The following is a 26,922-nucleotide window of genomic DNA, read 5'->3' as shown; positions in this document are numbered from 1 at the left end:
CGTTGGAACCACCTGATCCCATCCCGAACTCAGAAGTGAAACGATGCATCGCCGATGGTAGTGTGGGGTTTCCCCATGTGAGAGTAGGTCATCGTCAAGATTAAATTCCAAAACCCCTATCTGCGCAAGCAGGTAGGGGTTTTGTTTTTGTGCGCGTTTTTCCTGCATGATGCCGGTTGCTCCGGGCGGCTTTCCGCGGCCCAACATAAAGAAAATGACACGAAAGTGACCCGGCAGTTTTTGTTATGGTGCAGCTCGTTTTTTTAACGGACTGTTTCAAGCCCAGGGATCGGCATTTTCTTTTCAGAGTTGCTACAGAAATGCCCCAACCGATTCCGATCAAAGACCACGAAAAAGAGACGCGCCTGGTCAACAAGAGACTGATGGCCTGTGCCTTGTTCGTCGTCGCCATCACCTGTGCACTGGTGGTGCGCCTGTACGTACTGCAGGTGGTGGAATTCGATTATCACTCGACGATCTCCGAAAACAACCGTGTCCACGTGCTGCCTATCACCCCTACCCGGGGCCTGATCTATGACCGCAACGGCGTGGTCCTGGCGGACAACCGGCCCAGCTATAACCTGACCATCACTCGCGAACGCGCATCCGATGTCAATCAGGAACTGGACGAAGTGATCAGCCTGCTGCACCTGCCTGCCGAAGACCGCACGCAGTTCGACAAGGCGATGAAACAGGCACGGCATCCGTTCGTGCCGGTGACCTTGTTCTATGAACTGACGGAGGAGCAGATCGCGGTACTGGCGGTCAACGAGTTCCGTTTGCCGGGCCTCGATGTCGAGCCGCAGTTCGTGCGGCACTATCCGTTGGCCGAGCACTTCGCGCATTCAGTCGGCTATGTCGGACGGATCAACGAGAAAGAGTCCAAGGTCCTGGATACCGTCGAGTATCGAGGTACCCAGTCCATCGGCAAGACAGGGGTCGAAAAATTCTACGAGTCGCAACTGCACGGCCATGTCGGTTACGAGGAAGTCGAGACCAATGCCCAGGGCCGCGTGTTGCGCGTGCTCAAGCACACCGATCCGGTGCCCGGTGAAAACATCGTCCTGAGCCTGGACGTCAAGCTGCAGGAGGCCGCCGAGCACGCCCTGGGTGATCGTCGTGGCTCCGTGGTCGCGCTGGATCCGTCGACCGGTGAAGTGCTCGCCATGGTCAGCAACCCGAGTTTCGATCCGAACCTGTTCGTCACCGGTATCAGCTCCAAGGAATACTCGGCGCTACGCGACTCCATCGATCGACCGCTGTTCAACCGTGTGCTGCGCGGGCTCTACGCGCCGGGCTCGACCATCAAGCCGGAAGTCGCGATTGCCGGGCTCGACGCCGGCATCGTCACGCCGCAGACCCGGGTCTTCGATCCAGGTTATTACCAACTCCCGGACTTTGACCACAAGTACCGCAACTGGAACCACAGCGGCGACGGTTGGGTGGACATGGACGCGGCGATCATGCGCTCCAACGACACCTACTTCTACGACCTCGCGCACAAGCTGGGCATCGATCGACTGCACGACTACATGGCCATGTTCGGCCTCGGGGAAAAGGTCTCGCTGGACATGTTCGAAGAGTCCCCCGGCTTGATGCCGTCCCAGGCCTGGAAGCGCGCCACGCGACGTCAGCCATGGTTTCCTGGGGAAACCGTGATCCTCGGCATCGGCCAGGGCTACATGCAGGTCACGCCGCTGCAACTGGCCCAGGCCACGGCGCTGATCGCCAACAAAGGCGTGTGGAACCGCCCGCACCTGGCCAAGACCGTCGACGGGGTCGCGCCGGTGGACGAGCATCCGATGCCGAATATCCTGCTCAAGGACCCGCGCGACTGGGAGCAGGTCAACCACGGCATGCAGATGGTGATGCACGATGCCCGCGGGATCGCCCGGGCGGCAGCGGCAGGGGCGCAGTACCGGATCGCCGGCAAGAGCGGCACCGCGCAAGTGGTGGCGATCAAGCAGGGCGAGCGTTACAACCGCGCGAAGACCCGCGAGCGCAACCGCGACAATGCCTTGTTCGTCGGATTTGCCCCGGCCGAACATCCGCGAATCGTGATTTCGGTGATGATCGAAAACGGCGAGGCCGGTGGCCGTGTCGCCGGTCCGGTGGTGCGGCAGATCATGGACGCCTGGCTACTCGATCAGGACGGCCACCTCAAGCCGCAATACGCCGTGCCGAGCAAGGCACCGGGCGATCCTCACGTATAAGCGATCTATCATCCGCAGAAAATCATGAGCTCAGTCGGTCAGTCGCTGTTGCAGGCTTTCGAGAAAGATCGTCTCGGCACGGCTCATGCGCTGCTCGCGGTTCCACAGCAAATGGATGTCCACATCGGCAATCCCTTCATGGGGCGGCAGGCGCCAGAGCAATCCGGCGTCGACGTCGGCCGCCACTACGTGCTCGGGCAGGCAACCGATACCGAAGCCGGCGATCACCAGTCGCCGCACTTCTTCCAGGCTTGGTGACGAGGCGACGATGCGTCCGCTGAAGCCCTGCTGGTCGCGAAAGATCGTCAACGGCGAGAGCATGCCGCCAATCTGGTCGCTGGTGAAACTGACGAAATTCTCCCGCTGCAAATCCCCTTCGGCGACGTCACGTCGACCGAACAGCGCATGGTGCTTGCCGCAAAAAAACGCATAACGCTGGCGCAGGAAGAGACGCTGTTCCAGGCGCGGCTGCGGGCGCCGATTGAGGCTCAGGCCCAGAGTGGCGGTTTTTTCCTGGAGGGCGCTGACGATATCGGAACTGCGCATCACCTCGACCTCCAGATCCACCCGCGGGTGCTGGCGATGAAAGTCGGCGAGGAAGTCATCGAAGCGCTCGGAGAAGATCCGGCTGATGATCAGCAGGCGCACCTTGCCGATGACTTCGTCGGCCGGTTGTTCCAGCACGCTGCTGACCTGGGACATCTGCCCGTAGATTTCCCCGGCCAGTTCGAAGATCTGCTCGCCGACTTCGGTCAGGGCAAACCGTGGCCCGCGCCGGGCGATCAGTTGCCGCCCCAGTTGTTCTTCCAGGCGCTTGAGCGCCTGGCTCACCGCCGGCTGTGTCAGGTGCAGGCGGGCGGCCGCGCGGCTGATGCTCAGCTCCTGGCCGATCACCCGAAAGGTGCGCAGCAGGTTCCAGTCCAGGCGGTCATTGAGCAGGCGGTCCATAGGTGTTCACGGAAAGTAAAAGCATGAAAGGGCAAGTCACCCCGCAATGGGCCAGATCCTAACATCGTTCGCCCGGCGGTGCAGAAAAGCTCATGGGCCAAGGCATCAGCTGACCGCATGCCGCCGGCCGCTGTTCAAGTCGATCCATGCTCAGTGGATCGACTTGGCCCTGACTGCTCAAACCACTCCAGGCCACAATGGATTCACTGCTGCAGGATGAACGTCGCCAAGCTGTGCAGATCGTCCGGGCTCAACTGCGCGAAAGGCGGCATCGGGATATCCCCCCATTTGCCGCTACCGCCGTGCTGAATGCTCGACGTCAGCTTGGCCAGGGCCTGCGGGTCATTGGCGTACCGGGCCGCCACATCGTGATAAGCCGGGCCGACGACCTTGTGATCGATGGCGTGGCAGGACAGGCAGGCGTTGTTCTGCAGCAAGGTCGTGGCGTCGACTTTTGCCATAGGGGCTGGCGCTGGTTGGCCCGCCGACGGGTTCGAGGCGGCCCGTACATCGGCATCGCTCGCCTTGGCACTGCCGTAGGTGGCCGCCAGGTAGGCGCCGATGATGGTCACGTCCTGATCGCTGATCGGAGCACCGTACACGTGCTGCATCTTGCCCGCTTCCGCCGTCCACTGCGCCAGGCTCATGCCCGGGGGCTGGAAGTTGATGTAGTCGGCGGAATGGCAGGTGGAACACTTCTGCTGGGCAAGCGCGTAACCCGGCAGCGTACTGGGCTTCAAGGCTGCCGATTCCGGCGGCAAGGTGATCGTCAGTGGCGCTGCACTGGCCAAACCGGCCAGGCAGATTTGTGCCGCGCACAGCCAGCGGGTCATGATTTTCATGGGTTTCATCCGGCTCTCCTCAGGCGACGGTCACGTGGCTGGTTTCGACGACGTGGCGGCGGTAGCCGGCAGGGTTCCAGTCGGCTTGCAGCGGTTGGGTCTCGCCCGCGCGGTTGCTGGCGCGCACCATCAGCTGTGTCGCGCCCTTGCTGCTAAAGGTGATCGCCAGCGTCCACTCGCGGAAGGAGAAACGGCCAAGGTCCTGGCCAAGCGTGGCTTGACGCCACGTTTTTCCACCGTCGATGGACAGTTCCACCTTGTTCACTCCGGCACCGCCGTCGAACGCGATGCCCTTGAGCAGCACGTTTTTTTTCAGCGGCAACACATCGCCCTGTTTAACGCTGGTGATGAAGCTGCGCACCGGCAGTTTGGAGATCGGTTTGGTTTGTGCTGGCGTAGTGCCGGGTGCGATGCAGAAACAGTCGTTGTCCGGAACCCGGTAACCCTTGGCCATGAAGAAACCGTCGTAGGTATGGTCGACGACTTCGATCTCGCTCAGGTGCTTGACCCAGTAGGTGCCGAAATAACCGGGCACCACCAGGCGGATCGGATAACCGTTGAGGAAGGGCAGGTCGGTGCCGTTCATCGACCAGGCGATCATCGGCTCACCGTCCATGGCATGGCTGATGTCCAGGGCCTTGATGAACTCCGGTGTGCTTGGCAGTACCGGTTTGTCGAGGCCGCGGAAGGTCACTTGTTTGGCGTCGGCTTTCACCCCCGCTTTTTCCAACACAGCCTTGAGCGGCACACCCAGCCAGCGTGCATTGCCCATTGAGCCGTTGCCCAACTGCGCGCCGAACACCCGTGGCATCGAGAAGCCGCGGCTGTTGCCCGAGCATTGATTGACGGCCACCACTTCCACCGGCTCCGCCAGCGCCTTGAGCTCTGCGAGGGACAGCGACAACGCGGTGTCGACCGCACCCTTGACCGTCAGCCGGTAGCTGTCCGGATCGATGCTGGTGGGGAAATTGGCCAGGTGGTAACGCACGAAAAAAGCGTCATTGGGGGTGATCGGCCCTTCGTTGAAGACCGCGAAGGGCGTCTCCAGGTGCGGTGGGCGGGTGGTCACCAGGGTCAGCGGACGCTTTTGCGGGTATTGCACCAGCGGCCGCGGGCCCGCCGCGAATGTCACTTCCTCGGCGCTTTCGTCCGCTGCCCGGGCGAGGCTGGCCAAGGGGGAGGCGGCCACAGCCAGGGTCAAGGCATCGCGCAAAACGCGCCGTCGGGTGGGTTTGCTGTTATCGACAAAACTGAACTTCATTCTGCGCTCTCTTTGATTGTTTTTTTGAGATGCAACCGATAGCCCCATCAGGGCACAAAGGCATCGGTCTAGACGTGTCGCGTCACTGTTCGATGAGCCAACCAGTATCGCCAGGCGCGGGGTGTCTGCTTCTCATTGAGCGACAGTGATTTAGCAGTTGATGACAGAGGACGGGCCATGCGGGGGCCACATTTGGAAGCAGCTGAGCGTGATCTGCACCTTGTCCAGCGAGTCACACTCTGACACGGCAATCCCAAATTATAAGCGTGGTTTATAATTAAAATAACAAATAGAAAATTGACTAATCATCGCCCGCGGACGAAAAATCATCACCAGACCGGCGCCGCCAGAGCGCCGCTGATTGTTCGTTTATCTCCTGCCAAAAATATAAACAAAGGAGTCCGCCCCCATGAAGCCTCCCGCTTCGTCCCAGCCGCGCCGTGCGGCTGCCGCAGCCTTTATCGGCACCATGATCGAGTGGTACGACTTTTACATCTACGCCACCGCCGCCGCGCTGGTGTTCGGTGCGCTGTTCTTTCCCTCCGACGACAAACTGTTCAGCACCATGGCCGCGTTCGGCACCTTCGCCGTGGGTTTCTTTGCGCGGCCGTTGGGTGGGATTGTCTTCGGGCATATCGGCGACCGCATCGGCCGCAAGAAATCGCTGATCATCACCTTGCTGATGATGGGCGTGGTCACGGTGTGCATCGGCTTGCTGCCGACCTACGCGCAGATCGGCGCAGCGGCACCGGTACTGTTGATTCTGTTGCGCATCGTCCAGGGCATTGCCGTCGGTGGCGAGTGGGGCGGGGCGGTGTTGATGGCCGGCGAGCATGCGCCCAAGGGCCGACGCAATTTCTTTGCCTCGTTCGCGCAACTGGGCAGCCCGGCGGGTTTGATCCTGTCGCTGCTGGCCTTCAGCGCGGTCACCCGTTTGCCGGAAGAAGACCTGATGAGCTGGGGCTGGCGCTTGCCGTTCCTCGCCAGTTCGCTGTTGTTGCTGGTGGGCCTGGCCATTCGCCTGGGCGTCAACGAGTCGCCGGAGTTTCTCGCCAGCCGCGAGCAGGCCAGCAAAAACCAACGCAAGGAGCAGGCGCCGGTCATGGAAGTGCTGCGCACCGCCTGGCGGCCGCTGCTGTTGTGCATCGGCGCCAACACCCTGGGCATCGCCGGGGTGTATTTCACCAACACCTTCATGATCGCCTACACCACGCAACAACTTGAGCTGCCGCGCTCGTTGATCCTGGAGTGCCTGTTCGTCGTCGCGATCATCCAGTTCTGTATTCAACCCCTGGCGGCGTGGGTCGCCGAGAAGATCGGCGCGACCCGCTTCCTGTGCCTGGTATCGCTGCTGGCCATGGCCTCGCCTTACCCGATGTTCGTGTTGGTGAGTTCGGCCCAGGCGCCGCTGATCATCCTCGGCATTGCCCTGGCGGTGGTGTGCATGGCGTCGTTTTATGCGGTGATCGCAGGTTACGTCAGCGGCATGTTCGAGACCCGGGTGCGCTACACCGCGATCTCCCTGGCGTACCAGATCTGCGGGGCCGTGGCGGGTGGTTTGACGCCGCTGATCGGCACGATGCTGGCGCACAAGTTCGCCGGCCAATGGTGGCCGATGGCGGTGTTCTACAGCCTGATCGCCGCAACGTCCTTGATCTGTGTCCTGTCCCTTGCCCGTCGCCATGCCAGTGCTGAACGCGTGGAAATGGCCAACGCCTGACGCCGAACCGAACTGTAGGAGCCGGCTTGCCGGCGAAGACGGTCGAAAGATCGATGCATGTCTTGAAGGCCTCTTCGCCGGCAAGCCGGCTCCTACAAAGCGTCGTTTTGCATTTTCCTGGAGTGATTTATGTTGAAGATTAATGGCGAACGCCTCTGGGCGAGTCTGATGGCGATGGCCGAAATCGGTGCCACTGCCCGTGGCGGCAGCTGCCGCCTGGCCTTGAGCGACGAAGACAAGGCCGGTCGCGAACTGTTTGCCCACTGGTGCCGCGAGGCCGGCATGACCCTGAGCGTGGATGCCATCGGCAACCTGTTCGCCCGCCGCGCCGGTACCGATCCCGATGCCGCACCGGTGATGATGGGCAGCCACCTCGACACCCAGCCTGAAGGCGGTCGGTTCGACGGCGTGTACGGCGTGCTCGCCGGCCTGGAAGTGGTGCGCTGCCTCAATGATCTGGGGATCCAGACCCGCAAGCCGCTGGAAGTGGCGGTGTGGACCAACGAAGAAGGCGCGCGCTTCACCCCGGCGATGTTCGGCTCGGCGGTATTCACCGGCATCATGTCGCTGGACGCGGCGCTGGCGGTGCGCGATGCCGATGGCATCAGCGTCGCACAAGAGCTGCAGCGCACGGGATACGCGGGCGATCGTCCGTTGGGCGGTGCGGTGGATGCATACTTTGAAGCCCATATCGAACAGGGGCCGATCCTCGAAGACAACGCAAAAAGCATCGGCGTGGTCAGCGGCGGCCAGGCGATCCGCTGGCTCGACGTGCGCGTCGAAGGCATGGCCGCCCACGCCGGTACGACGCCCATGCCCCTGCGCAAGGACGCCTTGAACGGCGTGGCGCGGATGATCCAGGCCATCGAAGGCCTGGCTGCCGATTTCGCCCCCGAAGGCCTGACCACGGTGGGCGAGTTGAGCATCAACAAGTCCTCGCGCAACACCATTGCGGGGCTGGTCAACTTCACCGTCGACCTGCGTCATCATCGCGACGAAGCCATCGAGGCCATGGAGCAACAGGTTCGTGCGCGACTGCAGGCGATCGCCGACGGTCGCGGTTTGAACCTGACCATTACCCCACACTGGATCAGCCCGGCCACGCCGTTCGATGCCGATTGCGTGGCGGCGGTGCAGCAGGCGGTGGATGCCCTGGGCTACGCCCAGCAATCGATCGTCAGCGGTGCCGGGCACGACGCGATTCACCTGGCGCGGTTCTGCCCGACGGCCATGGTGTTCATTCCGTGTGTGGGTGGCCTGAGCCATAACGAAGCGGAAGATGTGTTGCCCGCAGATGTGCGCCAGGGGACGGATGTGTTGCTCAACGCCGTGCTGGCCCGCGCGCAAATCGCTGAGTAAACGCAGTCCCCTGTAGGAGCAAGCTTGCTCGCGATAGCGGTAGATCAGTCGCCATCAATATTGAATGTGCGGGCCTCATCGCGAGCAAGCTTGCTCCTACAGAAGTACTCGCCCTGATTGAAGATCGCTGACAGGAATTTATCCCATGCGCAGTTTTTTCCACCCCGAACAATTGCTCCACCATCCACGCAGCTACTACTCCCGTGGCCAGATGCGCACCCCCCAGGAAGTACCCGAGCGCGCCCAGCGCCTGGTGCAGGCATCAAAGGCATTGGGTTTCAAGGTCGAACAACCCGTTGATGCCGGGCTCGATCCGCTACTGGCGGTGCACGGCGCGCCTTACCTGGCGTTCCTCCAGGAAGCCCACCAGCGCTGGATGGAGATCCCCGAGGATTGGGGCGACGAGGTGATGTCGAACATCTTCGTGCGTGAGCCCAACGCCTTGCGCGGGGTGCTCGCACAAGCCGCGCGCTACCTGGCCGACGGCAGTTGCCCGGTGGGCGAGCAGACTTGGCGTTCGGCCTACTGGTCGGCGCAAAGCGCAGTCGCCGGCGCCCAGGCCCTGCTCGATGGCGAACCGGCGGCCTATGCCTTGTGCCGTCCACCGGGGCACCATGCCCGGGCCGAAGCGGCGGGCGGTTTCTGTTACCTGAACAACGCCGCGGTGGCGGCCCAGGTGTTGCGTGGTGGTTTTGCGCGGGTGGCGGTGCTCGACACCGACATGCACCACGGCCAGGGCATCCAAGAGATCTTCTATGATCGCGATGACGTGCTGTATGTCTCGGTGCATGGCGATCCGACCAATTTTTATCCGGGGGTTGCGGGTTTTGCCGATGAGCGTGGCGTCGGAGCGGGCGAGGGGTTCAACCTCAACTTGCCGATGGCCCATGGGGCTAGCGAGGCCGACTTCCTCGAGCAGCTGGATGTAGCTCTGGAAGCGGTGACGGAGTTCGGTGCCGAGGTGTTGGTGTTGTCCTTGGGGTTCGATATTTTCGAGCTGGATCCGCAGAGCAAGGTGGCGGTGACTCGGCAAGGGTTTGCCGTGCTCGGCGAGCGGATTCGCAGCCTTGGATTGCCGTGTTTGATCGTGCAGGAGGGGGGGTATCACCTGGAGAGTCTGGAGGATAATGCGCGGGCGTTTTTTGTGAGCCCTGAGGTTTGGCAGCTCTGAAATTTTTGCTGTCCGGTCTATCGCCTTCGCGAGCAAGCCCGCTCCCACATTGTTCAGCGTCGATCACAAACCTGTGGTCCAACTCGGTCAAGTATGGGAGCGGGCTTGCTCGCGAAGAACGATGACACGATCCACCTGCCGGAACACAAGCGCCGTAAGGCACTTGCCATCGCCCTGACGTTAACGTAAAGATTGCGGCAGGGCGCCGACGTATGAAGGCGCAGGGCGGACGACCCGGAGCGCTTGATGACGCTAATAAAAACAAACTCCCCCAAACTGCATCGTGAAGCCCGGCTGGCCCGGGAAAAACTGCATCTGGAAGGCGAAGTCCCGGACGGTGTCCTGCGCGCGGAGATCGATGCTTCGTGGCGGCGCAGCCTCAGCCATGGCGTGCATTTCAATGCCAAGCATGAGCTGGTGCTGGAATCGAGTGCCAGCGTCGATGTGTTGCTGGCGAGCAATCGCCTGCTGATCGATGCGGCGTTGCCGGCGATCGATTACCTGGCCGAACGCCAGGGCAAGGAAGGGCTGATCATCCTCGCCAACTCCGACGCCACCATCCTCGCCGTTGAAGGCCGCGCCGACCGCCTCAAGGGCAGTGGCCTGCAGGACATCACCCTCGGCGCCTGCTGGAGCGAAGCCGCGCGCGGCACTAACGCCCTCGGCACCGCCCTGGTGGAGGCCCGGCCAACCCTGATCGATTGCGGCGAACATTACCTGGATCGCCTCAGTGATTTTTCCTGCACCTCGGTGCCGATCCATTGCCCCCAGGGCGACATCCTCGGCGTGCTCGACCTGACCCGCGAAGGCCCGCTGGGCCGCGCCCACGACAGCACCGCGCTGTTGGCCATGGCCGTCAGCCAGATCGAGAGCCGCGTCTTCAACTCAAGCTATCCGGACGAAATCGTCCTGGCCTTTCACAGTCGCCGTCAGTACCTCGAATCGCCGTGGCAGGGCCTGCTGGCGGTGAGCCTGGGCGGGCAGATCCTCGCGGTCAGCGCCCAGGCCTGCCAGTTGTTGCATGCCGAACGCTCGGCGCTGGTCGGTCGGCGCTGCGAAGAGTTCCTCGGGGTCGATGGCCTTCAATTGCTGGCACGCCTGCATCAGGGCGGCGTCGGCAGTCTGCAGACCGCCAAGGGTGAATTCTTCTACAAGACCCTGCGCGCGCCGCAACGCTCGATCAACGTCGGCAGCTCGCCACGCACCGTCGCCAAACCTGCGAAAAACCAGCCCGACCTGGAATCCCTGGCCGGCAGCAACGCCCGTTATGCCCGTGCCCTGCGCATGGCCCGCCAAGGCCTGGCCAACCAGTTGCCGGTGTTGCTGCTGGGTGAAACCGGCACCGGCAAGGAAGTCATCGCCCGTGCCCTGCACATGGCCGGCAGCCGCTGCGACAAACCTTTCGTCGCGGTGAACTGCGCGGCGATCCCCGAAGGCCTGATCGAGTCGGAACTGTTCGGCTACCGCGAGGGTGCGTTCACCGGTTCGCGCCGGGGCGGCATGGTCGGGCGGCTGCAACAGGCCCACGGCGGCACCTTGTTCCTCGATGAAATCGGTGACATGCCGCTGGCCTTACAGGCCCGTCTGCTGCGCGTGCTGCAGGACCGCAAGGTCGCGCCATTGGGCGCCGGCGAAGAGCAGGACATCGACGTCGCGCTGATCTGCGCCACCCACCGCGACCTCAAGCGCCTGGTGGAAGACAAACACTTTCGCGAGGACCTGTTCTACCGGGTCAACGGCATCAGCGTGATGCTCCCGGCGCTGCGCGAGCGCGAGGATTTCAGCGCACTGGTAGGCCGTCTGCTGGCCAGGCTCGACGCGCCGAACATGGTCCTGCACGACGACTTGAACCGCTTGCTCGAGGGCTATCATTGGCCGGGCAACATCCGCCAACTGGAGATGGTCCTGCGCACTGCTCTGGCCATGCGCGAACCCGGGGACACGGTGCTCACCCTCGATCATTTGCCCGACAGCATGCTCGACGACCTCAACGCCAGCGAACGGCCCCAGGCCGGCAGTATCCGCGAGAACGAACTGGAGATGATCCGCCAATCCCTGGACAGCCATCAGGGCAACGTCTCGGCGGCTGCCGACGCCCTGGGCATCAGCCGCGCGACCCTGTATCGCAAGCTCAAACAGTTGCGCTCGTAATGCAGCGCCTGATCGTGCGGCTGATCGACAGCCAGAATCCCGAGGCTTTGCAAGCCGCGTTGCGCTGGCTGTACAGCTTCGTGCGCCCGCACCGCCTGGCGATCGCCGGGCTGTTGGGCCTGTCGGTCTGCGCCTCGGCGCTGGTGCTGGTGCAGCCGTGGCTGACCAAACTGCTGATCGACGATGGCCTGCTGGCGCGCAACTTCCCGATGCTGGTGCTGATCGCCGGGCTGATGATCGTCGCGGGCTTGCTGGGCACGGCGTTGTCCGGGATCAACCGGTACCTGCACACGCGCTTGTCCGGGCGCATGCTGTTTGCCCTGCGCGATGACCTGTACCGGCATTTGCAGACCCTGTCGCCGAGCTTCTACGGCCAGCGGCGCATCGGCGACCTGATGTCGCGCCTGGATGGCGACGTGGCGGAGATCCAGCGCTTTGCCGTGGATTCGTTGTTCTCGGCGGTGTCGAGCGTGATCGGCCTGGTGGTGGCCGTGGCGATGCTGCTGACCCTGTCGTGGAAGCTATCGCTGCTGGCGCTGGTGCTGATTCCCCTCGACGTGCTCTGGCTGCGCTGGATGCGGCGCAAGGTCGAGCGCGATGTGCGGCAGTTGCGCGAACGCTCGGCGGACATGTCGTCGTTCATGGTCGAGACGCTGCCGGTGATGAAGTTCATCCAGTCCGCCGGCCAGCAGCAGCGCGAAGCTCGGCGTCTTGAAAGTCTGGGCCAGGGTTACATGAGCCAGTTGCTGCGCCTGCAGGTCACCGAGTTTTTCACCCAGGCCGTGCCGGGTACGCTGACCTCTCTGTCGCGGGCCTGTGCATTCCTGATCGGCGGTTATTGGGTGGTGCAGGGCACCTGGCAGTTGGGTGCATTGATCGCCTTTTCCACCTACCTGGGCATGGCCGTGGGACCGGTGCAGAGTTTGCTCGGGCTGTATGTGGCGGTGCAGCGGATGACCGTCAGCCTCGGGCGGGTGATGGAACTGCGTGGCGAACAACCCACGGTGCTCACTCCCGTTGCGCCCCGGTCGATGCCGACTTCGGGCGATCTGCGATTCGACGATGTGCATTTCAGTCATCCCGGTCGGACGACGACCTTGCGCGGCATCGAAGCGTGCATTCCCTATGGGTTGAAAGTCGCCCTGAGCGGCGGCTCAGGCGTCGGTAAATCCACGCTGATCGACCTGCTGCAACGCCATCACGATCCACAGTCCGGCCGGGTATTGCTGGGGGAGGTGGATGTACGCGAACTCGACCTGTTCGAATTGCGTCGGCGCATTGCCGTGGTCAGCCAAGACATCGTGCTGTTTCGCGGCAGCCTGGCCGACAACCTGGCCTACGCCGTGCCGGATGCCAGCCGTGAAGCGATCGCCGAAGTCGCACGGCTGGCGCAACTCGACAGCCTGATCGCGACCTTGCCCGAGGGCCTTGACAGTCCGTTGGGGGAGCGCGGCCAGCAGTTGTCCGGCGGGCAAAAACAACGCATCGCCATTGCCCGCGCCTTGTTGCAGGACCCGCTGATCCTGGTGCTCGACGAAGCCACTTCGGCGGTGGACGAAGCCACCGAGCGCGAAGTGATCGAAGCCATCGACCGGCTGTTTGCCGGGCGTACGCGCATCCTCATCAGCCATCGCCCCTCGACCCTGGCCGATGCCGACCTGCGCTTTGAATTGCTCGATGGCGTGCTGGTGTCGAAAACGGTGCTGCATGAGGCCTGAGCTGTGCATTGGCGTGGTAGACAGCGGTCACTCGGCGGCGCAACGGGTGCAAGTGGTCGCCGGCCGGCGTTTTTCCCTGGTGGAAGACGGGCTCGCTGAAAGCGACCTGCGTGACGACCCGCTGGGCCATGGCAGCGCGGTGATCGAAGCCATCGGCCGGCGTGCACCCTCGGCGCTGTTCTGCGTTGCGCAAGTGTTCGACCAGCGCGGGGTGACCAGCGCCTTGCAGATCGCCACGGCCATCGACTGGCTGGTGGCGCAGGACGTGCGCTTGATCAACCTGAGCCTGGGCCTGCGCCAGGATCGCAGCCTGCTGCGCAACGCCTGCGCGGCGGCAGTGGCGCGGGGCGTGCTGCTGTGCGCGTCCAGCCCGGCCCAGGGCGAAGGGGTGTTTCCGGCGAATTATTCTCAGGTGCTGCGCGTGACCGGCGATGCGCGATGCACCGAATTGCAATGGTCATGGCTTGACAGTGCCCAGGCGGATTTCGGTGCTTGCGTGCACGGCACCTATCCCGGGCAATCGGGGGCGAGCCTCGGCTGCGCGGCGTTGAGCGGGCATATTGCCGCTTTCCTGGTCGAGCATCCCGGGGCGAGCAACGAACAGATCGTCCAGTGCCTGCGGGACAACGCCCATTACCGTGGCCCCGAACGGCGTCGCGGCCCATGAGTACGATTGTGGTGCTGGGTGCCGGCCCGGCCGGTGCGGCGGTGGCGCTGGGCTTGCGCCGACTGGGATATCCGGTGACGCTGGTCTGCGAGTGGCGCCGTTTTGCCGCGCTGGAGGGGGTTTCCGTGCGGGTGCTGGAAGCCTTGCGCGGCGCCGGCCTGCAGCAGGCCTTGGCGCAGGCGACACTGCCTTCGCAACGCCAGGTGAACTGGAACGGCCAGCAGCATGCGCAAAACATCGAATTCCTGCTCGACCGCCCGGCCTTCGACCGGGGCTTGCGCGAAGACTTGCGCGAGGCGGGCGTGGACCTGATCGAAGGTCGGGTGCTCGGCGTGTTGTCATCGTCTTCAGGGCATCAGATCCAGGTCGAAGGGCGTGAAGCACTGGACGCGGATTTTCTCGTGGAAGCGCGCGGACGCCAGGCGCCGGCCCTGGGCAAAGGCTTGCGCGGGCCGGAGACGGTCAGCCTGCTCAATCGCTGGCAAGGCGCACCGGGCACGACCGCCAGCGCCGTGGAAAGCCTCGCCGACGGCTGGGCCTGGATGGCGCGACGGGACGACGGTCAATGCTACTGGCAATGGACGGTGGACGTGGCCAGTGCCGGGTTGCCGGGCAAGTCGGCGTTGCTTGAATACTGCCGGCAACGGCGGCGGGCATCGGCAGTGGCCCGGGCTTTTTTCGGCGCCGATCCAGAGGCCGACCTGCAACTGCATGCCCGCAGCAGCACGGCGATCCTCAGCCCACAGGTGTGCGGCGAGCACTGGATTCGGGTCGGTGATGCGGCGATGGCGGTGGACCCGCTGTCGGGCAACGGTATCTTTCAATCCCTGTCCTCGGCGTTGCAGGCACCGACGGTGATCAACACCTTGTTGCGCAAACCTGAGCGGGCGGGCCTGGCCCAGCGGTTTCACCAGCAGCGGGTGGAGCAGTTGTTCCTGCGGTTTGCGCGCATTGGCCGGGATTTTTATGCCGATGAGCAGCGCTGGCTTGACCAGCCATTCTGGCAGGCGCGGCGACAATGGCCGGATGCCGAGGTGGCCCATGTCGAGGCGGATTTCAGTGCGTTGCGGATTGAGCGGGCGCCGGTGTTGAAGGATGGGTTTGTCGATGAGGCCGAGGTGGTAATCACGGCGGACCAGCCGTTGGGGATCTGGCATGTGCAGGGGGTGGAGTTGGCGCCGTTGGTGCGGCGGTTGTGGAGTGAGCCGGCTGAGCAGGCACTGGCAGGTTTGACTGTGGAGCAGGGGAGAATGGTTCGGGGGTGGTTGTTGGCTCAGGGATACAAACCCTGACCCTTGCAATTGGCTGGCCTGGCCCTATCGCCAGCAGGCTAGCTCCCACAGTAGTTTTGTGTCGATCACAAATCCCCTGTGGGAGCTAGCCTGCTGGCGATGGCGGCCGTGAGGGCGCCGCCGATTAGAGCTTGATCAACACCGACTTCAATTCAGTGTAATGCTCGATCGCCGCATACCCCATCTCGCGCCCGACCCCCGACATCTTGTACCCCCCAAAGGGCAACGCCGGGTCCAGGGCGCTGTGGCAGTTGACCCACACTGAGCCGGACTTGATCCGCGGGATCATCCGGTGCACCGCCGCCAGGTCATTGGACCAGATGCTCGCGCCCAGCCCGTAAGGGCTGTCATTGGCCATGCGCAGCGCATCGGCTTCGTCGTCGAAGGGAATCGCCACCAGCACCGGGCCGAAGATTTCTTCCTGCACCAGCGAATGTTTTTGATCGACATCGACGATCACCGTCGGCTTGACGAAAAAGCCAGGGCCGAACTGCTCACCACCGCAGGCGATGGTCGCACCGCTTTCGCGGCCCTTTTCGATGTAGCCATAGACGCGCTCCTGCTGACGTGCCGAGATCAGCGGGCCCATGTCGACGCTCGGGTCCAGGCCATTGCCGAGCTTCATGGCGTTGGCGATGCCGGCGATGTCCGCCACCACATTGTCGAAATGCTTGCGCTGCACATACAGGCGCGAGCCTGCGCAGCAGACCTGGCCCTGGTTGAAGAAGATCGCGCTGGCGGCACCAGCTGCGGCGGTGTGCAGGTCGGCATCAGCCATGACGATGGTCGGCGATTTGCCGCCCAGTTCCAGGGTCACCCGGGTCATGGAATCCATGGCGATCTTGCCGATCTGTTTGCCCACGGCAGTGGAGCCGGTGAAGGTCAGCTTGTCCACCAGCGGGTTGTGGGTCAGGGCGGAGCCTGCGGTGATGCCGGTGCCGGTGACCACGTTGAACACGCCCTCGGGGTAACCCGCTTCCAGCACGAGCTCGGCGAGTTTCAGCGCGGTGAGCGGGGTTTCGTCGGCGGGCTTGAGCACCACGGTGCAGCCGGTGGCCAGGGCCGGGCCGAGTTTCCAGCAGGCCAGCAGCAGCGGGAAGTTCCAGGCGACGATGGCGCCGACCACGCCCACCGCTTCGCGACGGATGAAGCTGTGGAACTGGTCGTTGGGCATCAGCGGCGCCGACACATCCACCGTGGAGCCTTCGATCTTGGTCGCCCACCCGGCCATGTAGCGCAGGAAATCGATGGCCAGCTGCACGTCCATCACCTGCGCCACTGCCGCGCTCTTGCCGTTGTTCAGGCACTCCAGCTGAGCCAGCAGCTCGGCATCGCGCTGCATCAGCTCGGCGAGCTTCCACAACAGGTTCTGCCGCTCCCGGGGGCGAGTGCGAGTCCAGGCCGAATCATCGAACGCCTGGCGGGCGGCGAGCACGGCGCGGTCGACATCTTCCGGCGTGGCGCGCGGCACAACGCACAGCACTTCGCCGGTGGCCGGGTTGTGCAGGGGCATGGTCTGGCCATCGGCGGCCTCGACCCAGTCGCCCTTGATGAGCATGCGCGGGGCGCGCTGGATGAAGGCCGAAGTGGCGGGAAGCAGGTTGGGAAGCGACATGATGAAACCTCGTCTTGTTCGTGTGGCGAGGTCTTTCGCAATGGCTGTGCCAGTTATGGTTTTTTGCAACGAGAGCCTGATTTGACGGGTTTGGCAGCTGTTTCCCGGATCGCCATGACGTCGACAAACGTCGCAGATTGCGACTGCGTGAGACACCAGAAACACCACGCCCTGTAGGAGCTGGCTTGCCAGCGAAGAGGCCCTTGAGATCACCTTTTATTTTCAGGCCGCCTTCGCTGGCAAGCCAGCTCCTACAGAGGGCTATGCTTGTCTCAGAGTGAAACAGTTGTCGCGAATTTAAACGTGTAACGCGGATGACACCCCTGGAAAAACCTTGGTCTTTACCAACAAGTAATTGATTTGGCTGGATATTCACAAGCTGGCACGCTCCGTGTATTGCTCATCCCAGACGTTTCTCCTGCCCCCGTCAGCGGCTCACCGCCGGCGGCAGAAACCCAGAAAACGATAAGCCACAAAAATAAGAAAGCACCGTGCGAGGTTCGACGTTGATGAAGAGAAAACTCCGTTCAGGCATGAGCGCCAGCCTGCTGGCCGTAGCGGCTTGTCTAGCGCTGCATTCGCCTCACAGCCTGGCAGCCCGCGACGCCCAGACCATCCTCAAGGAAACCTGCCAGGGCTGTCACACCCCCGAAGCCGATAACGCCCTGAGCCGCATCAGCCATCAGCGCAAGACGCCGGAAGGCTGGCTGATGAGCATTGCACGGATGCAGACCATGCACGGCCTGCAGATCAGCGATGAAGACCGCCGCACGCTGGTCAAGTACCTGGCCGACACCCAGGGCCTGGCGCCGAGCGAGACCGACGGCGTGCGTTATGCCATGGAGCGCCGGCTCAACACCGTCGAAAAGTTCGACGACCAGACCAGCCAAATGTGCGGCCGCTGCCACTCCGGTGCGCGGGTGGCCCTGCAACGGCGTCCGGCTCAGGAATGGGAACGCCTGGTGAACTTCCACCTCGGCCAGTGGCCGTCGCTGGAATATCAGGCGTTGTCCCGCGACCGCGACTGGTTCGATATCGCCCGTAAAGAGATGGTGCCGCTGTTGGCCAAGCGCTATGCGCTGGACAACCTGGCCTGGAAAAAATGGCTGAGCACGGTGCCGAAAAGCGAGACGCTGGTGGGTGACTGGAGCTTCAGCGGACACTTGCCGGGCAAAGGCGAACTGGCCGGTGTGATGAGCGTGACCGCCGACGGCAGCGACACCTTCAAGGTCAGCGTCAAGGGCCAATACGCCGACGGCACGCCGTTCAACGGCGAGGGCAGCGCGATTCTCTACACCGGCTACGAATGGCGCGGCAACGTCAGCATCGACGGCGTGACCATGCGCCAGGTGTTCGCCGCCAAAGGCAATGCGATGCAGGGCCGCATGTTCGAGGCCGAGCACGATGAACGCGGGCTGGACTTCGTCGCCGCCAAGCAGGGCAGCCAGCGTTTGCTGGCGGTGCAGCCGGGATATGTGAAGGCAGGCAGCGAAACCGAAGTGACCCTGATCGGCAGCGGCCTGACCGGCAAGCCGAACTTCGGCAAAGGCGTGGAAGTGCTCGAAGTCGTCTCGCAGAGTCCGGAGCAGATCAAGGTCAAGCTCAAGGCTGCCGCCAATGCCCAGCCGGGCCTGCGCGCGGTCAGCGTCGGTACGCTGAAAGGCCCGAGCCTGTCGGTGTACAGCAAGATCGCCGAGGTCAAGGTGGTGCCGGAATTCTCGGTGGCACGGATCGGCGAGGGCGGTGGTTCGACGCCGAAAGTCCAGGGCCGTTTCGATGCCGAGGCCTGGGGCAAGGGTGCTGACGGCAAGCCGTATCGCATCGGCGTGTTCCCGGCGCAGTGGAAGGTCGAGGCCTTCGACGACCGCGCCAAGGAAGACGAAGACGTCAAGTTCGCCGGCACCATGCATGCCGACACGGGCGTGTTCACCCCGGGCGATGCCGGGCCGAACCCGGCGCGCAAGATGTCCACCAACAATGCCGGCAACCTCAAGGTGATCGCCGCCGTCGACGATGCAGGGAAATCCCTGACCGGCGAAGGCCACATGATCGTCACCGTGCAACGCTGGAACAATCCACCCATTCCTTGAGTTGGCTGACCCAAACGGCTTCAGACACTTTTTCGGAATGATCGCAGGCCCCGCAACCGGGGTTTGCACAGGAGGTTTGCAATGGGCGCTATCTTGAATCTGGTCGAACGCAACCTGCACGAAGTGCTGGTGGATGCCGACCGCATGCTGTTTCACATCCCCAGCAGTTCGCTGTTCGCCAGCGATGAACTGACGGGCACCATCATCGATACCCTGCGCGGCCCGGGCTGTTCCTCGGACGACCTGATCCAGCGCCTGGCCGCGCGTTTCAACGGCGAGGAAATCACCGAGACCCTGCGCGAGCTGATGGCCCTGGAACTGGTCAGCGACGGCTCGCCGCTGACACCGGACATCGCCGCCAAACGCGTCGAGCGCACGGCGATCAATACCGTGGTGCTCAACGTCAACACCGGCTGCAACCTGAGCTGCACCTACTGCTACAAGGAAGACCTCGACAAGCCCTCGGCGGGCAAGAAAATGGAGGTCGAAACGGCGATCGCCTCGGTGGAAATGCTGCTGCGCGAATCCCCGGACGAAGAGCGGTTTACGGTTGTGTTCTTCGGCGGCGAACCGCTGAGCAATCGCAAGCTCATCGAGTACATGGTCGATTACTGTGAGAAGCGTTTTCGCGAAGCCGGCAAGTTCGTCGAGTTCGTCATGACCACCAACGCCACGCTGCTCACCGAAGACACCGTGGACTACCTCAATGCCCACCGCTTCGGGCTGTCCGTCAGCATCGACGGGCCGAAAACCGTGCACGACCGCAACCGCATCACCGTGGGCGGGCAGGGCACCTATGACGTGGTGCGGCGCAAGGCCGAAATGCTGCTTTCTCGCTACAACAGCCGTCCGGTGGGCGCGCGGGTGACCCTGACCACTGGCGTCACCGACGTCGAAACCATCTGGGATCACCTGTTCAACGAGCTGGGTTTCGCCGAAGTCGGCTTTGCCCCGGTGACGTCGGGCGATATCAGCAGCTTCAACCTCACCAGCGACGAGCTGATCGAAGTCTTCGCCAGCATGAAACGCCTCGGTCGGCGTTACCTGGAAGCGGCGCTGGAGCATCGCAACATCGGCTTCTCCAACTTGCACCAGTTGATCACCGACATCCACGAAGGTCACAAAAAGGCGCTGCCCTGCGGCGCGGGCCTGAAGATGCTGGCGGTGGATCACAAGGGTGAATTGAACCTGTGCCACCGCTTTACCGGTTCGAGCCTGCCGACTTTCGGCAACGTCCACAGCGGCGTGAAACAGGTGGAGTTGAACGACTTCCTCTCGCAACGCCTGGACCGCAGCAACACCGGCTGCGAAGACTGCCAGATTCGCAACCTGTGCTCCGGCGGCTGCTACCACGAGAGCTACGCCCGCTACGGCGACCCGACCCACCCGACCTATCACTATTGCGAACTGATGCGTGACTGGGTCGACTTCGGTATCGAGGTCTACACCCGGATCATGGCTCACAACCCTGCGTTCATCAGCAGCTACATCACTCCGCGCAAGGCTCACTGATATGAAACATCTCAAGGCAATCAATAACAAAGCGTTGAAGCTGGATCAGGCCGCGGATGAAAACCGCATCGAAGAAGTGGTGGCGATGAGCTCGGTGGCGGGTTGCGCCTCGACCACCGACCCGGGTTGGGAGATCGATGCGTTTGGCGGTGTGTCGTCGTTGTGCCAGCCAATGGAAGCCGACCTGTATGGCTGCTCCGATCCCTGCTGGTGGCCGGCCCAGGTGCCGGACATGATGAGCACCTACCCGGACTGGAACAAGGATGCCCAGGCGTCCAACGACAACTGGCGCAACCTCGGCACTGTCTTCCCCAAAGACAAGTGATGCCCTTGAAAGCAGCGTACAAGAAGAAGGATTCCAGCATGCACAGCATCAAAGCCTGCGGCCTGGCCGCTTTCGCCGTCCTGAGCGCCGCTTCGCTCACGGTCCTGGCCGATGAAAACACCGCGCTGCAAGTCGGTCACGAATACATGGTGACCACCAATTACCCGAACAACCTGCACGTGATCGACCTGGCCAGCGACACCCTGTACAAGACCTGCAAGCTGCCGGACGCCTTCGGCCCCGGCTCCGTGCAGTTGGCGCCGGACCGCAAGACCGCCTACGTGCTGAACAACCATTACGCGGATGTCTACGGCGTCGAGCTGGACAACTGCAAGCAGGTGTTCCACGCCAGCATCACCCAGAAACCGGGTGAGAAGGCCAAGTCCATGTTCGCCTTCACGGTCAGCCACGACGGCAAAGAGCTGTACACCGTCGCCAACCCGACGTTGATGATGAACGACCGCTACGAAGTGCAGCAGCCGCGACTCGACGTGTACAAAACCGACGCTGGCCTGGACGCCAAGCCGGTGCGCAGTTTCCCGGCGCCACGCCAGCTGACCATCATGCAGAGCGGTGACGACGGCACGCTGTACGTGGCCGGGGCGGATGTCTACAAGGTCAATGTGCAGACCGGCAAGTTCGACGTGCTGATCCCCAGCCGTCACTGGAAACGCGCGAACTACAGCGCGCCGGACGTGCTCTACGTGTGGAACCAGCAGACCTACCGGCATGACTTCTCGCTGCTCTACACCGCGGCGAAATTCAAGGACAAGCAGCAGGACCCGGCCACCGCCGAATACCTGTACGGCCTGTTCAGTGTCGACCTGAAGACCGGCAAGACCGAAACCACCGACTTCGGGCCCCTGACGGAAATCTACTTCAGCGGCATGCGCTCGCCAAAAGATCCCAACCTGATGTTCGGCGTGCTCAACCGCCTGGCCAAGTACGACATCAAGGAAAAGAAAATGCTCCAGGCGGCGACGCTCGATCACTCCTACTACTGCATTTCCTTCAACAAGGACGGGAGCAAGATCTACCTGGCCGGGACGTTCAACGATGTGGCGATCTTCGATGCCGACAGCCTGAAACAGGTGGGCAGCATCAAGTTGCCGGGTGGGGATATGGCGATTACCACGGCGCAGATATTTGTGCGGTAATTGCGGCGTCTGAACTGACGCCTTCGCGAGCAAGCCCGCTCCCACACTGGACCGAGTTCTTCCAGAAAGAACGCGATCAAATGTGGGAGCGGGCTTGCTCGCGAATAGGCCCTCAAAAACACTACAAAATCAGACCCCCGGCACCGGACACCCCAAATCCCCCTCCGGGCACTTCAGGTAGGTCTTGAACGTCTCCACCCGCGCCCTGGTCAACTCGGTCACGCAATTGCCGTAGATCAGCGGATAAACACTCCCACCCTCCACCCCGGACGCCGAAAACTTGCACTCGGCATCGCGAAACGCAATCCACGAACGCTGCGCCCCCACCAGCAGTTTCTTGCCGTCAGGGTCGCCCTTCAAACGCGTGGTGATCTGCTGGTAAAGCGCATTCAACTCCTTGTCCACCGCCGCATGCTGCTGTGCGGCACACTGGTTCATCGTCGCCTGGTCGCTGGCGTTGTCGCAGTCCACGGCCTGGGCCTGGGTGATTAGCAGCAAAGGCGTGAGTGCCAGAAGGAAACGTGAGTACATGCAATAGGCTCGCTGTAACAGGGGAATTTGCGCCAGTGTAGCGACGCAAAGACGGCGATTTCGACAACTGACGCCCGATTGATACAACTTTCGGGCTGGACATGTGGTCTTACAGGCCTACTGTTGTTCATTACAGGAGGTGACGTATGAAACCAGTACCCAACAGTTTTGAACGCAAAATCATGCTCAAGTCGCCACGCGCGCTTGTATGGCGCGCCTTGGTCGATGCCGAGGCGTTCGGTCAGTGGTTCGGCGTTGCGCTCGAAGGCCGGCGTTTCATTGCCGGCGAGTGGACGCAGGGGCAGGTTACGTATCCCGGTTATGAACACGTGTTGTGGAACGTGCTGGTCGAGCGGGTCGAGCCGCAGCAATTGTTTTCCTTTCGCTGGCACCCCTATGCGGTGAACCCGAAAATCGACTACTCCCAGGAGCCCACCACGCTGGTCAAGTTCGAACTGCAAGACTACGAAGGCGGTACCTTGCTCAAGGTGTCCGAGTCAGGTTTCGCGCACATTCCCGATGTACGCCAGAAGGAGGCGTATTACATGGACAGCCGTGGCTGGGAGGAGCAATTGAACCGTCTCGAGCAATTCCTCGCCGAAAACGCCAAGGCCCGGGAACGTGCGGGCGAGTGACGGTTATAACCGGTCGGAGAGATTTGGAAGTGCATCTATAGCGAATGTCTTACACGCGGAAACAACTATGTCGTCTGTTACAAATTGGATCCGATGCGTATTCTGGCCCCATCCACTGATGCACAGGAAGTGCTCAGGATCACGGATGATCGGCCATTTGCAAGGGATGCTGACGACAGGGAGTTGTAATGGTCTTGGAAGAACCCGCTTCGGCGGGTTTTTTTATGGGCGTCAGAAAAATACGGGCTGCGTGAACCGCAGCCGGTATTTCATTGCCGGTCGAGTTTCGCCGCCGCACGCTCGGTGATTTGCGCGCGCAGTTGCAATGACGCAGCGGCACGTGCGCGAGCTTCCTCCAGCACCCTGGCGGGCGCGGTTTCCGGGCTACCGGCCTGAAAGGGCGGCGCAGGCGCGTATTCCAGTTGCAATTGCACCAGCTCTGCCGTGTCCCGGTCGAACAGTTCTGCGGCCAGGGTCAGGGCGAAATCGATGCCTGCGGTGATCCCGCCACCGGTCAGCAGATTGCCGTCGCGCACCACCCGATCCTTCACCGCAATTGCTCCCAACGGCGCCAGCAATTGGTGATACGCCCAATGGGTGGTGGCCCGTTTGCCTTGAAGCAGGCCCGCCGCACCCAGCACCAGCGCACCGGTGCAGACCGACGTCACGTACCGCGCGTTGGCAGCCTGGGCCTTGATGAACGCCAGGGTTTGCTCATCTTCCATCAACGGCCCGACTCCGCTGCCCCCGGGCACGCAGATCACATCCAGCGCCGGGCAATCGTCGAAGGTCACGGTCGGCTTGAGCATCAGGCCGGTACTGGCGGTGATGGGCATCAGGTCCTTCCAGATCAGATGCACCTTCACGTCCGGCAGCGAGGCCAGCACGTCATACGGGCCGGTCAGGTCGAGTTGCTGCACCTGTGGAAACAACAGAAAACCGATCTGCAAGGTCATGGTGTTTTTCTCCTGGAGTGGGTGGACGCCTTCACTGTAGGCGCCTAGGATTTGGCGTACACGCCAATCACCCCACGAATTACGCCAACATGCCGAAAACCATTCACGTGCTCGCGTTCGCCAACGTGCAAGTGCTCGATGTCACCGGGCCGTTGCAGGTGTTTGCGTCGGCCAACGACATCGCCTGCCAGCAGGGTTCGCCGCCCCCTTATGCGCCATCGGTGATAAGCAGCGGCGGCGGGGCGGTGCTGTCGTCGGCGGGCCTGGCGTTGCTGGCCGAGCCTTTGCCCGAGGAGGGCAGCGACACCCTGATCATCGCCGGGGGTTGGGGCGTCTATGCGGCGGCGCAGGACCCCTCACTTGTCCATTGGGTGCGCGAGCATGCGGCGCAGTGCCGGCGCGTGGCATCGGTGTGCACCGGGGCGTTCCTGCTGGCAGCCAGCGGCTGGCTCGATGGCCGGCGTGTTGTCACCCACTGGACCCGTTGCGAACAGTTGGCGCAGCAACACCCGCAATTGCAGGTCGAGCCCAATCCGATCTTCATCAACGACGGCCCGGTCTGGACCTCGGCCGGCGTCACCGCCGGCATCGACCTGGCGTTGGCCATGGTCGAAGCCGACCTCGGTCGGACCATGGCCCTGGAAGTCGCCCGGCAACTGGTGGTGTTTCTGAAACGCCCGGGCGGCCAGTCGCAATTCAGCGTGACCCTGTCTTTGCAGAAAGAAGGCAACCGCTTCGATGAACTTCACGCCTGGATCAGTGAAAACCTCAGCAAAGACCTCGGCATCCCGACCCTGGCCCTGCAGGCCGGCATGAGCGAACGCAGCTTCGTCCGTCACTACCGCGCCGACACCGGCCAGACCCCGGCCCGGGCCATCGAGCTGATCCGCGTCGAAACCGCGCGGCGCCTGCTCAGCGATACCGGCGTGCCAATCAAGCGGGTGGCCGTGCAATGCGGCTTCGGCAGCGAAGAAACCCTGCGCCGCAGTTTCCTGCGGGCCATGGGGGTAACACCGCAGGCCTATCGCGAGCGCTTTTCAGTCAGCGCGCAAGCAGATCCAGTAACGCCTTGAGCGTAGCCTCGGGCGCTTCTTCGGGAATGTTGTGCCCGACGCCGGCCAGCACCCGGCGCTCGTAATGCCCGGTGAAGTGTTCGATGTCGTCGTCGATCTCGGGTGCCGGGCCCACGCCATCGTCGGCGCCGCACAGGGAAATCGTTGGCACGCTGATCGGCGGTTGTTGGGTCAGCGCCTCTTCCATCGACTCCAGCGCCGGATCGCCCGGCGCATACATGAACCGATGCCGGTATGAGTGAATCACCACCTCGACAAAATCCGGATTGACGAAGGCAGGCTCGCTCAACGGGTACAACTCAGGGCCTTTGGCCCAGGTCGGCGACCACAGTTTCCAGAGCAATTCACACAGGGCCCGGCGATTTTCAGTCAGGCCTGCAACGCCGCGCGGCGTGTGAAAATAGTACTGATACCAGAGGCGATGCTCGGATTCCGGGTCCCGTGGCCGGGTCGAGCGGGGAATGTCCTGCAGGTTGTATCCATCACCGGTCACCAGGCAACGAACCCGCCCCGGCCACAGCGCCGCCACAATGCACGCCGCCCGACCGCCCCAGTCGTAACCGCAAAGGGCGGCTTGCGGGATGAATAGGGCGTCCATCAGATCGAGCAAATCCTGGGCGAGGGCGGCTTGCTGACCGGAGCGCAGGGTGTCGGGGCTGTTGAAGCGGGTCGGGCCATAGCCGCGCAGGTAGGGCACGATCACTCGGTAGCCCTTGGCGGCGAGGGGTGGAGCGATTTCGTCGTAGGCGCGGGGGGAGTAGGGGAAGCCGTGGAGCAAAATGATCGGCTCGCCGGTGATGGGGCCGTGTTCCTCGTAGGCGAGATTCAGGCTTGGAGTCAGGACATGTTGCATCCGCGCATCATTGTTCATTGCACACTCCCGCCTGAGTTGGCTTATCCGAAAAGCACCCTTTGCCAATGATCTTCGCTGATGATGGCAATGAGTACGCCACTTTCCCTCAGTTCAACGGCTTTTTTGATTTTTGTTCCATAACTGCTGTGTAACCACTGATCGTTACCAATACTGCCCACCACAAGATAATGAACCTTCTTACTGACAGATCCACCCTTAGACTTCCGCTTCCGTCACCTGATTAAAATACTTCGCCCTATCCGGGGTAAACGTCACCACCATCCCGGTTCGCGCACAGGTCAGCACCCGTTCTTCGCCCAGATCCACATCCAGATCCTCCCCGCGCAGACCCTGCCACTGCGCCAGGTATTTGAGGGAGCCGTATTTTTCCAGTTTTTTCAGGCTGCGGCTGACGCCACCTTTCCAGCCCAGCACCGGCAGCTCACCGGCGAGGCATTGTCGGGCGAGGTCGGGGAAGCGGGTGGCACGCTGGCGGCCGACTTCCCAGCATTTGATCAGGCCTTTGTCGTGGTCTTCCCACAGTTCGTCGCGGTTGAGGCCGGTTCGAAGGGGCAGGTCGATGCTGCGATGGATGCGTTGGGACATTCTGGTTCCTTGAATGCGGGTGGGTTGGACAGCTCCGCTGTACCCGTAGAGCATCGATGTTAGGTGGGGATGTAATGGCTTGCAACCGGGTATTTCCGGGGGCTGGACGCGTATTTTGTTTATGAAATGTAGGACGTTGGCCTACACAAGACCCTCGCCGGACATCGAACCTGTAGGAGCCGGCTTGCCGGCGAAGGCGTACTTGAGAACGCCTTCGCCGGCAAGCC

Annotated in this window: 22 protein-coding genes, 1 rRNA gene and 1 pseudogene; 15 read left to right on the top strand and 9 right to left on the bottom strand. The window is 62.5% G+C overall.

The features are described from left to right. A 5S ribosomal RNA gene (gene rrf / locus SOP95_RS30180) occupies nt 1-100 on the top strand; the annotation flags it as partial. A 220-nt stretch (nt 101-320) separates the two neighbouring features. Continuing rightward, nucleotides 321-2,213: a penicillin-binding protein 2 gene (gene mrdA / locus SOP95_RS30175; RefSeq protein WP_274078025.1), complete on the top strand. Its 1,893-nt coding sequence runs from the start codon at nt 321-323 to the stop codon at nt 2,211-2,213. Nucleotides 2,214-2,243: 30 nt separating this feature from the next. Here mrdA and SOP95_RS30170 read toward each other — a convergent pair whose 3' ends face one another. The 3 genes from SOP95_RS30170 to sorA all read right to left on the bottom strand — a co-directional run bounded on the left by SOP95_RS30170 (nt 2,244) and on the right by sorA (nt 5,264). Further along, a complete protein-coding gene (locus tag SOP95_RS30170) occupies nt 2,244-3,161 on the bottom strand; it encodes a LysR family transcriptional regulator (protein WP_323609325.1) in 918 nt (305 codons plus the stop codon). A 203-nt stretch (nt 3,162-3,364) separates the two neighbouring features. After that, the gene (sorB, locus tag SOP95_RS30165; protein WP_323609323.1) at nt 3,365-4,012 is read right to left on the bottom strand and encodes a SorB family sulfite dehydrogenase c-type cytochrome subunit; all 648 of its coding nucleotides are present in this window, start codon (nt 4,010-4,012) and stop codon (nt 3,365-3,367) included. Between the two features lie 10 nt (nt 4,013-4,022). After that, on the bottom strand, nt 4,023-5,264 hold the full coding sequence (sorA, locus tag SOP95_RS30160; RefSeq protein ID WP_323609321.1) for a SorA family sulfite dehydrogenase catalytic subunit: 1,242 nt from the start codon (nt 5,262-5,264) through the stop codon (nt 4,023-4,025). 409 nt (nt 5,265-5,673) lie between these two features. On the opposite strand from sorA, the gene SOP95_RS30155 reads away from it, so the two are divergent. The 7 genes from SOP95_RS30155 to qhpG all read left to right on the top strand — a co-directional run bounded on the left by SOP95_RS30155 (nt 5,674) and on the right by qhpG (nt 15,342). Further along, a complete protein-coding gene (locus SOP95_RS30155) occupies nt 5,674-6,984 on the top strand; it encodes an MFS transporter (RefSeq protein ID WP_323609320.1) in 1,311 nt (436 codons plus the stop codon). Between the two features lie 129 nt (nt 6,985-7,113). Beyond that, a complete protein-coding gene (locus SOP95_RS30150) occupies nt 7,114-8,343 on the top strand; it encodes a Zn-dependent hydrolase (protein WP_323609319.1) in 1,230 nt (409 codons plus the stop codon). 145 nt (nt 8,344-8,488) lie between these two features. After that, on the top strand, nt 8,489-9,514 hold the full coding sequence (locus tag SOP95_RS30145) for a histone deacetylase family protein (RefSeq protein WP_323609318.1): 1,026 nt from the start codon (nt 8,489-8,491) through the stop codon (nt 9,512-9,514). A gap of 246 nt (nt 9,515-9,760) precedes the next feature. Beyond that, the gene (locus SOP95_RS30140; RefSeq protein ID WP_323609317.1) at nt 9,761-11,665 is read left to right on the top strand and encodes a sigma-54-dependent Fis family transcriptional regulator; all 1,905 of its coding nucleotides are present in this window, start codon (nt 9,761-9,763) and stop codon (nt 11,663-11,665) included. Continuing rightward, nucleotides 11,665-13,383: an ABC transporter ATP-binding protein gene (locus SOP95_RS30135; RefSeq protein ID WP_323609316.1), complete on the top strand. Its 1,719-nt coding sequence runs from the start codon at nt 11,665-11,667 to the stop codon at nt 13,381-13,383. The genes SOP95_RS30140 and SOP95_RS30135 overlap by 1 nt, the downstream gene beginning before the upstream one ends. After that, nucleotides 13,373-14,050 carry a subtilisin-like serine protease QhpE gene (gene qhpE, locus SOP95_RS30130; protein WP_323609314.1) on the top strand — a complete coding sequence of 226 codons (678 nt, stop codon included), beginning with the start codon at nt 13,373-13,375 and terminating at the stop codon, nt 14,048-14,050. The genes SOP95_RS30135 and qhpE overlap by 11 nt, the downstream gene beginning before the upstream one ends. Beyond that, on the top strand, nt 14,047-15,342 hold the full coding sequence (gene qhpG / locus SOP95_RS30125) for a flavin-dependent monooxygenase QhpG (RefSeq protein ID WP_323609313.1): 1,296 nt from the start codon (nt 14,047-14,049) through the stop codon (nt 15,340-15,342). The genes qhpE and qhpG overlap by 4 nt, the downstream gene beginning before the upstream one ends. A gap of 124 nt (nt 15,343-15,466) precedes the next feature. Here qhpG and SOP95_RS30120 read toward each other — a convergent pair whose 3' ends face one another. Next, the gene (locus tag SOP95_RS30120) at nt 15,467-16,957 is read right to left on the bottom strand and encodes an aldehyde dehydrogenase family protein (protein ID WP_323609312.1); all 1,491 of its coding nucleotides are present in this window, start codon (nt 16,955-16,957) and stop codon (nt 15,467-15,469) included. Nucleotides 16,958-17,466: 509 nt separating this feature from the next. On the opposite strand from SOP95_RS30120, the gene peaA reads away from it, so the two are divergent. From peaA to peaD, 4 genes are all read left to right on the top strand, one after another. Beyond that, nucleotides 17,467-19,047, top strand: coding sequence for a quinohemoprotein amine dehydrogenase subunit alpha (gene peaA, locus SOP95_RS30115; protein WP_323609311.1), 1,581 nt, complete (start codon nt 17,467-17,469; stop codon nt 19,045-19,047). Nucleotides 19,048-19,128: 81 nt separating this feature from the next. Then, nucleotides 19,129-20,559 (top strand): quinohemoprotein amine dehydrogenase maturation protein, encoded by a 1,431-nt coding sequence (gene peaB / locus SOP95_RS30110; RefSeq protein WP_323609310.1) that lies wholly within the window; start codon nt 19,129-19,131, stop codon nt 20,557-20,559. Nucleotide 20,560: 1 nt separating this feature from the next. Then, a complete protein-coding gene (qhpC, locus tag SOP95_RS30105; RefSeq protein WP_008016081.1) occupies nt 20,561-20,884 on the top strand; it encodes a quinohemoprotein amine dehydrogenase subunit gamma in 324 nt (107 codons plus the stop codon). A 38-nt stretch (nt 20,885-20,922) separates the two neighbouring features. Further along, entirely contained in the window at nt 20,923-22,041 is a 1,119-nt protein-coding gene (peaD, locus tag SOP95_RS30100) for a quinohemoprotein amine dehydrogenase subunit beta (RefSeq protein WP_274078011.1), read from the top strand. 129 nt (nt 22,042-22,170) lie between these two features. On the opposite strand, the gene SOP95_RS30095 is transcribed toward peaD, so the two are convergent. After that, on the bottom strand, nt 22,171-22,572 hold the full coding sequence (locus tag SOP95_RS30095; RefSeq protein ID WP_323609308.1) for a lysozyme inhibitor LprI family protein: 402 nt from the start codon (nt 22,570-22,572) through the stop codon (nt 22,171-22,173). A 146-nt stretch (nt 22,573-22,718) separates the two neighbouring features. On the opposite strand from SOP95_RS30095, the gene SOP95_RS30090 reads away from it, so the two are divergent. After that, complete coding sequence (locus tag SOP95_RS30090) at nt 22,719-23,207, top strand: SRPBCC family protein (RefSeq protein ID WP_274078009.1); 489 nt, start codon at nt 22,719-22,721, stop codon at nt 23,205-23,207. 269 nt (nt 23,208-23,476) lie between these two features. Here SOP95_RS30090 and inhA read toward each other — a convergent pair whose 3' ends face one another. Beyond that, a complete protein-coding gene (gene inhA, locus SOP95_RS30085; RefSeq protein ID WP_274078008.1) occupies nt 23,477-24,163 on the bottom strand; it encodes an isonitrile hydratase in 687 nt (228 codons plus the stop codon). Between the two features lie 89 nt (nt 24,164-24,252). Between inhA and SOP95_RS30080 the strand changes: the two genes are divergently transcribed. Then, a complete protein-coding gene (locus tag SOP95_RS30080; protein ID WP_323609307.1) occupies nt 24,253-25,236 on the top strand; it encodes a GlxA family transcriptional regulator in 984 nt (327 codons plus the stop codon). Here the strand turns inward: SOP95_RS30080 and SOP95_RS30075 are convergent. From SOP95_RS30075 to SOP95_RS30065, 3 genes and pseudogenes are all read right to left on the bottom strand, one after another. Continuing rightward, nucleotides 25,205-26,107 carry an alpha/beta fold hydrolase gene (locus SOP95_RS30075; protein WP_274078006.1) on the bottom strand — a complete coding sequence of 301 codons (903 nt, stop codon included), beginning with the start codon at nt 26,105-26,107 and terminating at the stop codon, nt 25,205-25,207. The two genes, SOP95_RS30080 and SOP95_RS30075, sit on opposite strands and share 32 nt — an antisense overlap. Nucleotides 26,108-26,130: 23 nt before the next feature. Next, a pseudogene (locus SOP95_RS30070) lies at nt 26,131-26,304 on the bottom strand (BRCT domain-containing protein); the annotation flags it as partial. Nucleotide 26,305: 1 nt separating this feature from the next. Further along, a complete protein-coding gene (locus SOP95_RS30065) occupies nt 26,306-26,695 on the bottom strand; it encodes a hypothetical protein (protein ID WP_323609306.1) in 390 nt (129 codons plus the stop codon). Nucleotides 26,696-26,922 lie beyond the last annotated feature (227 nt).

Source organism: Pseudomonas sp. YuFO8 (assembly GCF_035065025.1).
Lineage (GTDB): Bacteria > Pseudomonadota > Gammaproteobacteria > Pseudomonadales > Pseudomonadaceae > Aquipseudomonas > Aquipseudomonas putida_AE.
The sequence above is the reverse complement of the archived record's forward strand: the minus strand, read 5'-3'. Positions and strand labels throughout refer to the sequence as shown.

Coding starts and splice junctions, on each gene's coding strand:
- mrdA (WP_274078025.1), top strand. CDS start 321: ATGCCCCAACCGATTCCGATCAAAGACCACGAAAAAGAGACGCGCCTG.
- SOP95_RS30170 (WP_323609325.1), bottom strand. CDS start 3,161: ATGGACCGCCTGCTCAATGACCGCCTGGACTGGAACCTGCTGCGCACC.
- sorB (WP_323609323.1), bottom strand. CDS start 4,012: ATGAAACCCATGAAAATCATGACCCGCTGGCTGTGCGCGGCACAAATC.
- sorA (WP_323609321.1), bottom strand. CDS start 5,264: ATGAAGTTCAGTTTTGTCGATAACAGCAAACCCACCCGACGGCGCGTT.
- SOP95_RS30155 (WP_323609320.1), top strand. CDS start 5,674: ATGAAGCCTCCCGCTTCGTCCCAGCCGCGCCGTGCGGCTGCCGCAGCC.
- SOP95_RS30150 (WP_323609319.1), top strand. CDS start 7,114: ATGTTGAAGATTAATGGCGAACGCCTCTGGGCGAGTCTGATGGCGATG.
- SOP95_RS30145 (WP_323609318.1), top strand. CDS start 8,489: ATGCGCAGTTTTTTCCACCCCGAACAATTGCTCCACCATCCACGCAGC.
- SOP95_RS30140 (WP_323609317.1), top strand. CDS start 9,761: ATGACGCTAATAAAAACAAACTCCCCCAAACTGCATCGTGAAGCCCGG.
- SOP95_RS30135 (WP_323609316.1), top strand. CDS start 11,665: ATGCAGCGCCTGATCGTGCGGCTGATCGACAGCCAGAATCCCGAGGCT.
- qhpE (WP_323609314.1), top strand. CDS start 13,373: ATGAGGCCTGAGCTGTGCATTGGCGTGGTAGACAGCGGTCACTCGGCG.
- qhpG (WP_323609313.1), top strand. CDS start 14,047: ATGAGTACGATTGTGGTGCTGGGTGCCGGCCCGGCCGGTGCGGCGGTG.
- SOP95_RS30120 (WP_323609312.1), bottom strand. CDS start 16,957: ATGTCGCTTCCCAACCTGCTTCCCGCCACTTCGGCCTTCATCCAGCGC.
- peaA (WP_323609311.1), top strand. CDS start 17,467: ATGAAGAGAAAACTCCGTTCAGGCATGAGCGCCAGCCTGCTGGCCGTA.
- peaB (WP_323609310.1), top strand. CDS start 19,129: ATGGGCGCTATCTTGAATCTGGTCGAACGCAACCTGCACGAAGTGCTG.
- qhpC (WP_008016081.1), top strand. CDS start 20,561: ATGAAACATCTCAAGGCAATCAATAACAAAGCGTTGAAGCTGGATCAG.
- peaD (WP_274078011.1), top strand. CDS start 20,923: ATGCACAGCATCAAAGCCTGCGGCCTGGCCGCTTTCGCCGTCCTGAGC.
- SOP95_RS30095 (WP_323609308.1), bottom strand. CDS start 22,572: ATGTACTCACGTTTCCTTCTGGCACTCACGCCTTTGCTGCTAATCACC.
- SOP95_RS30090 (WP_274078009.1), top strand. CDS start 22,719: ATGAAACCAGTACCCAACAGTTTTGAACGCAAAATCATGCTCAAGTCG.
- inhA (WP_274078008.1), bottom strand. CDS start 24,163: ATGACCTTGCAGATCGGTTTTCTGTTGTTTCCACAGGTGCAGCAACTC.
- SOP95_RS30080 (WP_323609307.1), top strand. CDS start 24,253: ATGCCGAAAACCATTCACGTGCTCGCGTTCGCCAACGTGCAAGTGCTC.
- SOP95_RS30075 (WP_274078006.1), bottom strand. CDS start 26,107: ATGAACAATGATGCGCGGATGCAACATGTCCTGACTCCAAGCCTGAAT.
- SOP95_RS30065 (WP_323609306.1), bottom strand. CDS start 26,695: ATGTCCCAACGCATCCATCGCAGCATCGACCTGCCCCTTCGAACCGGC.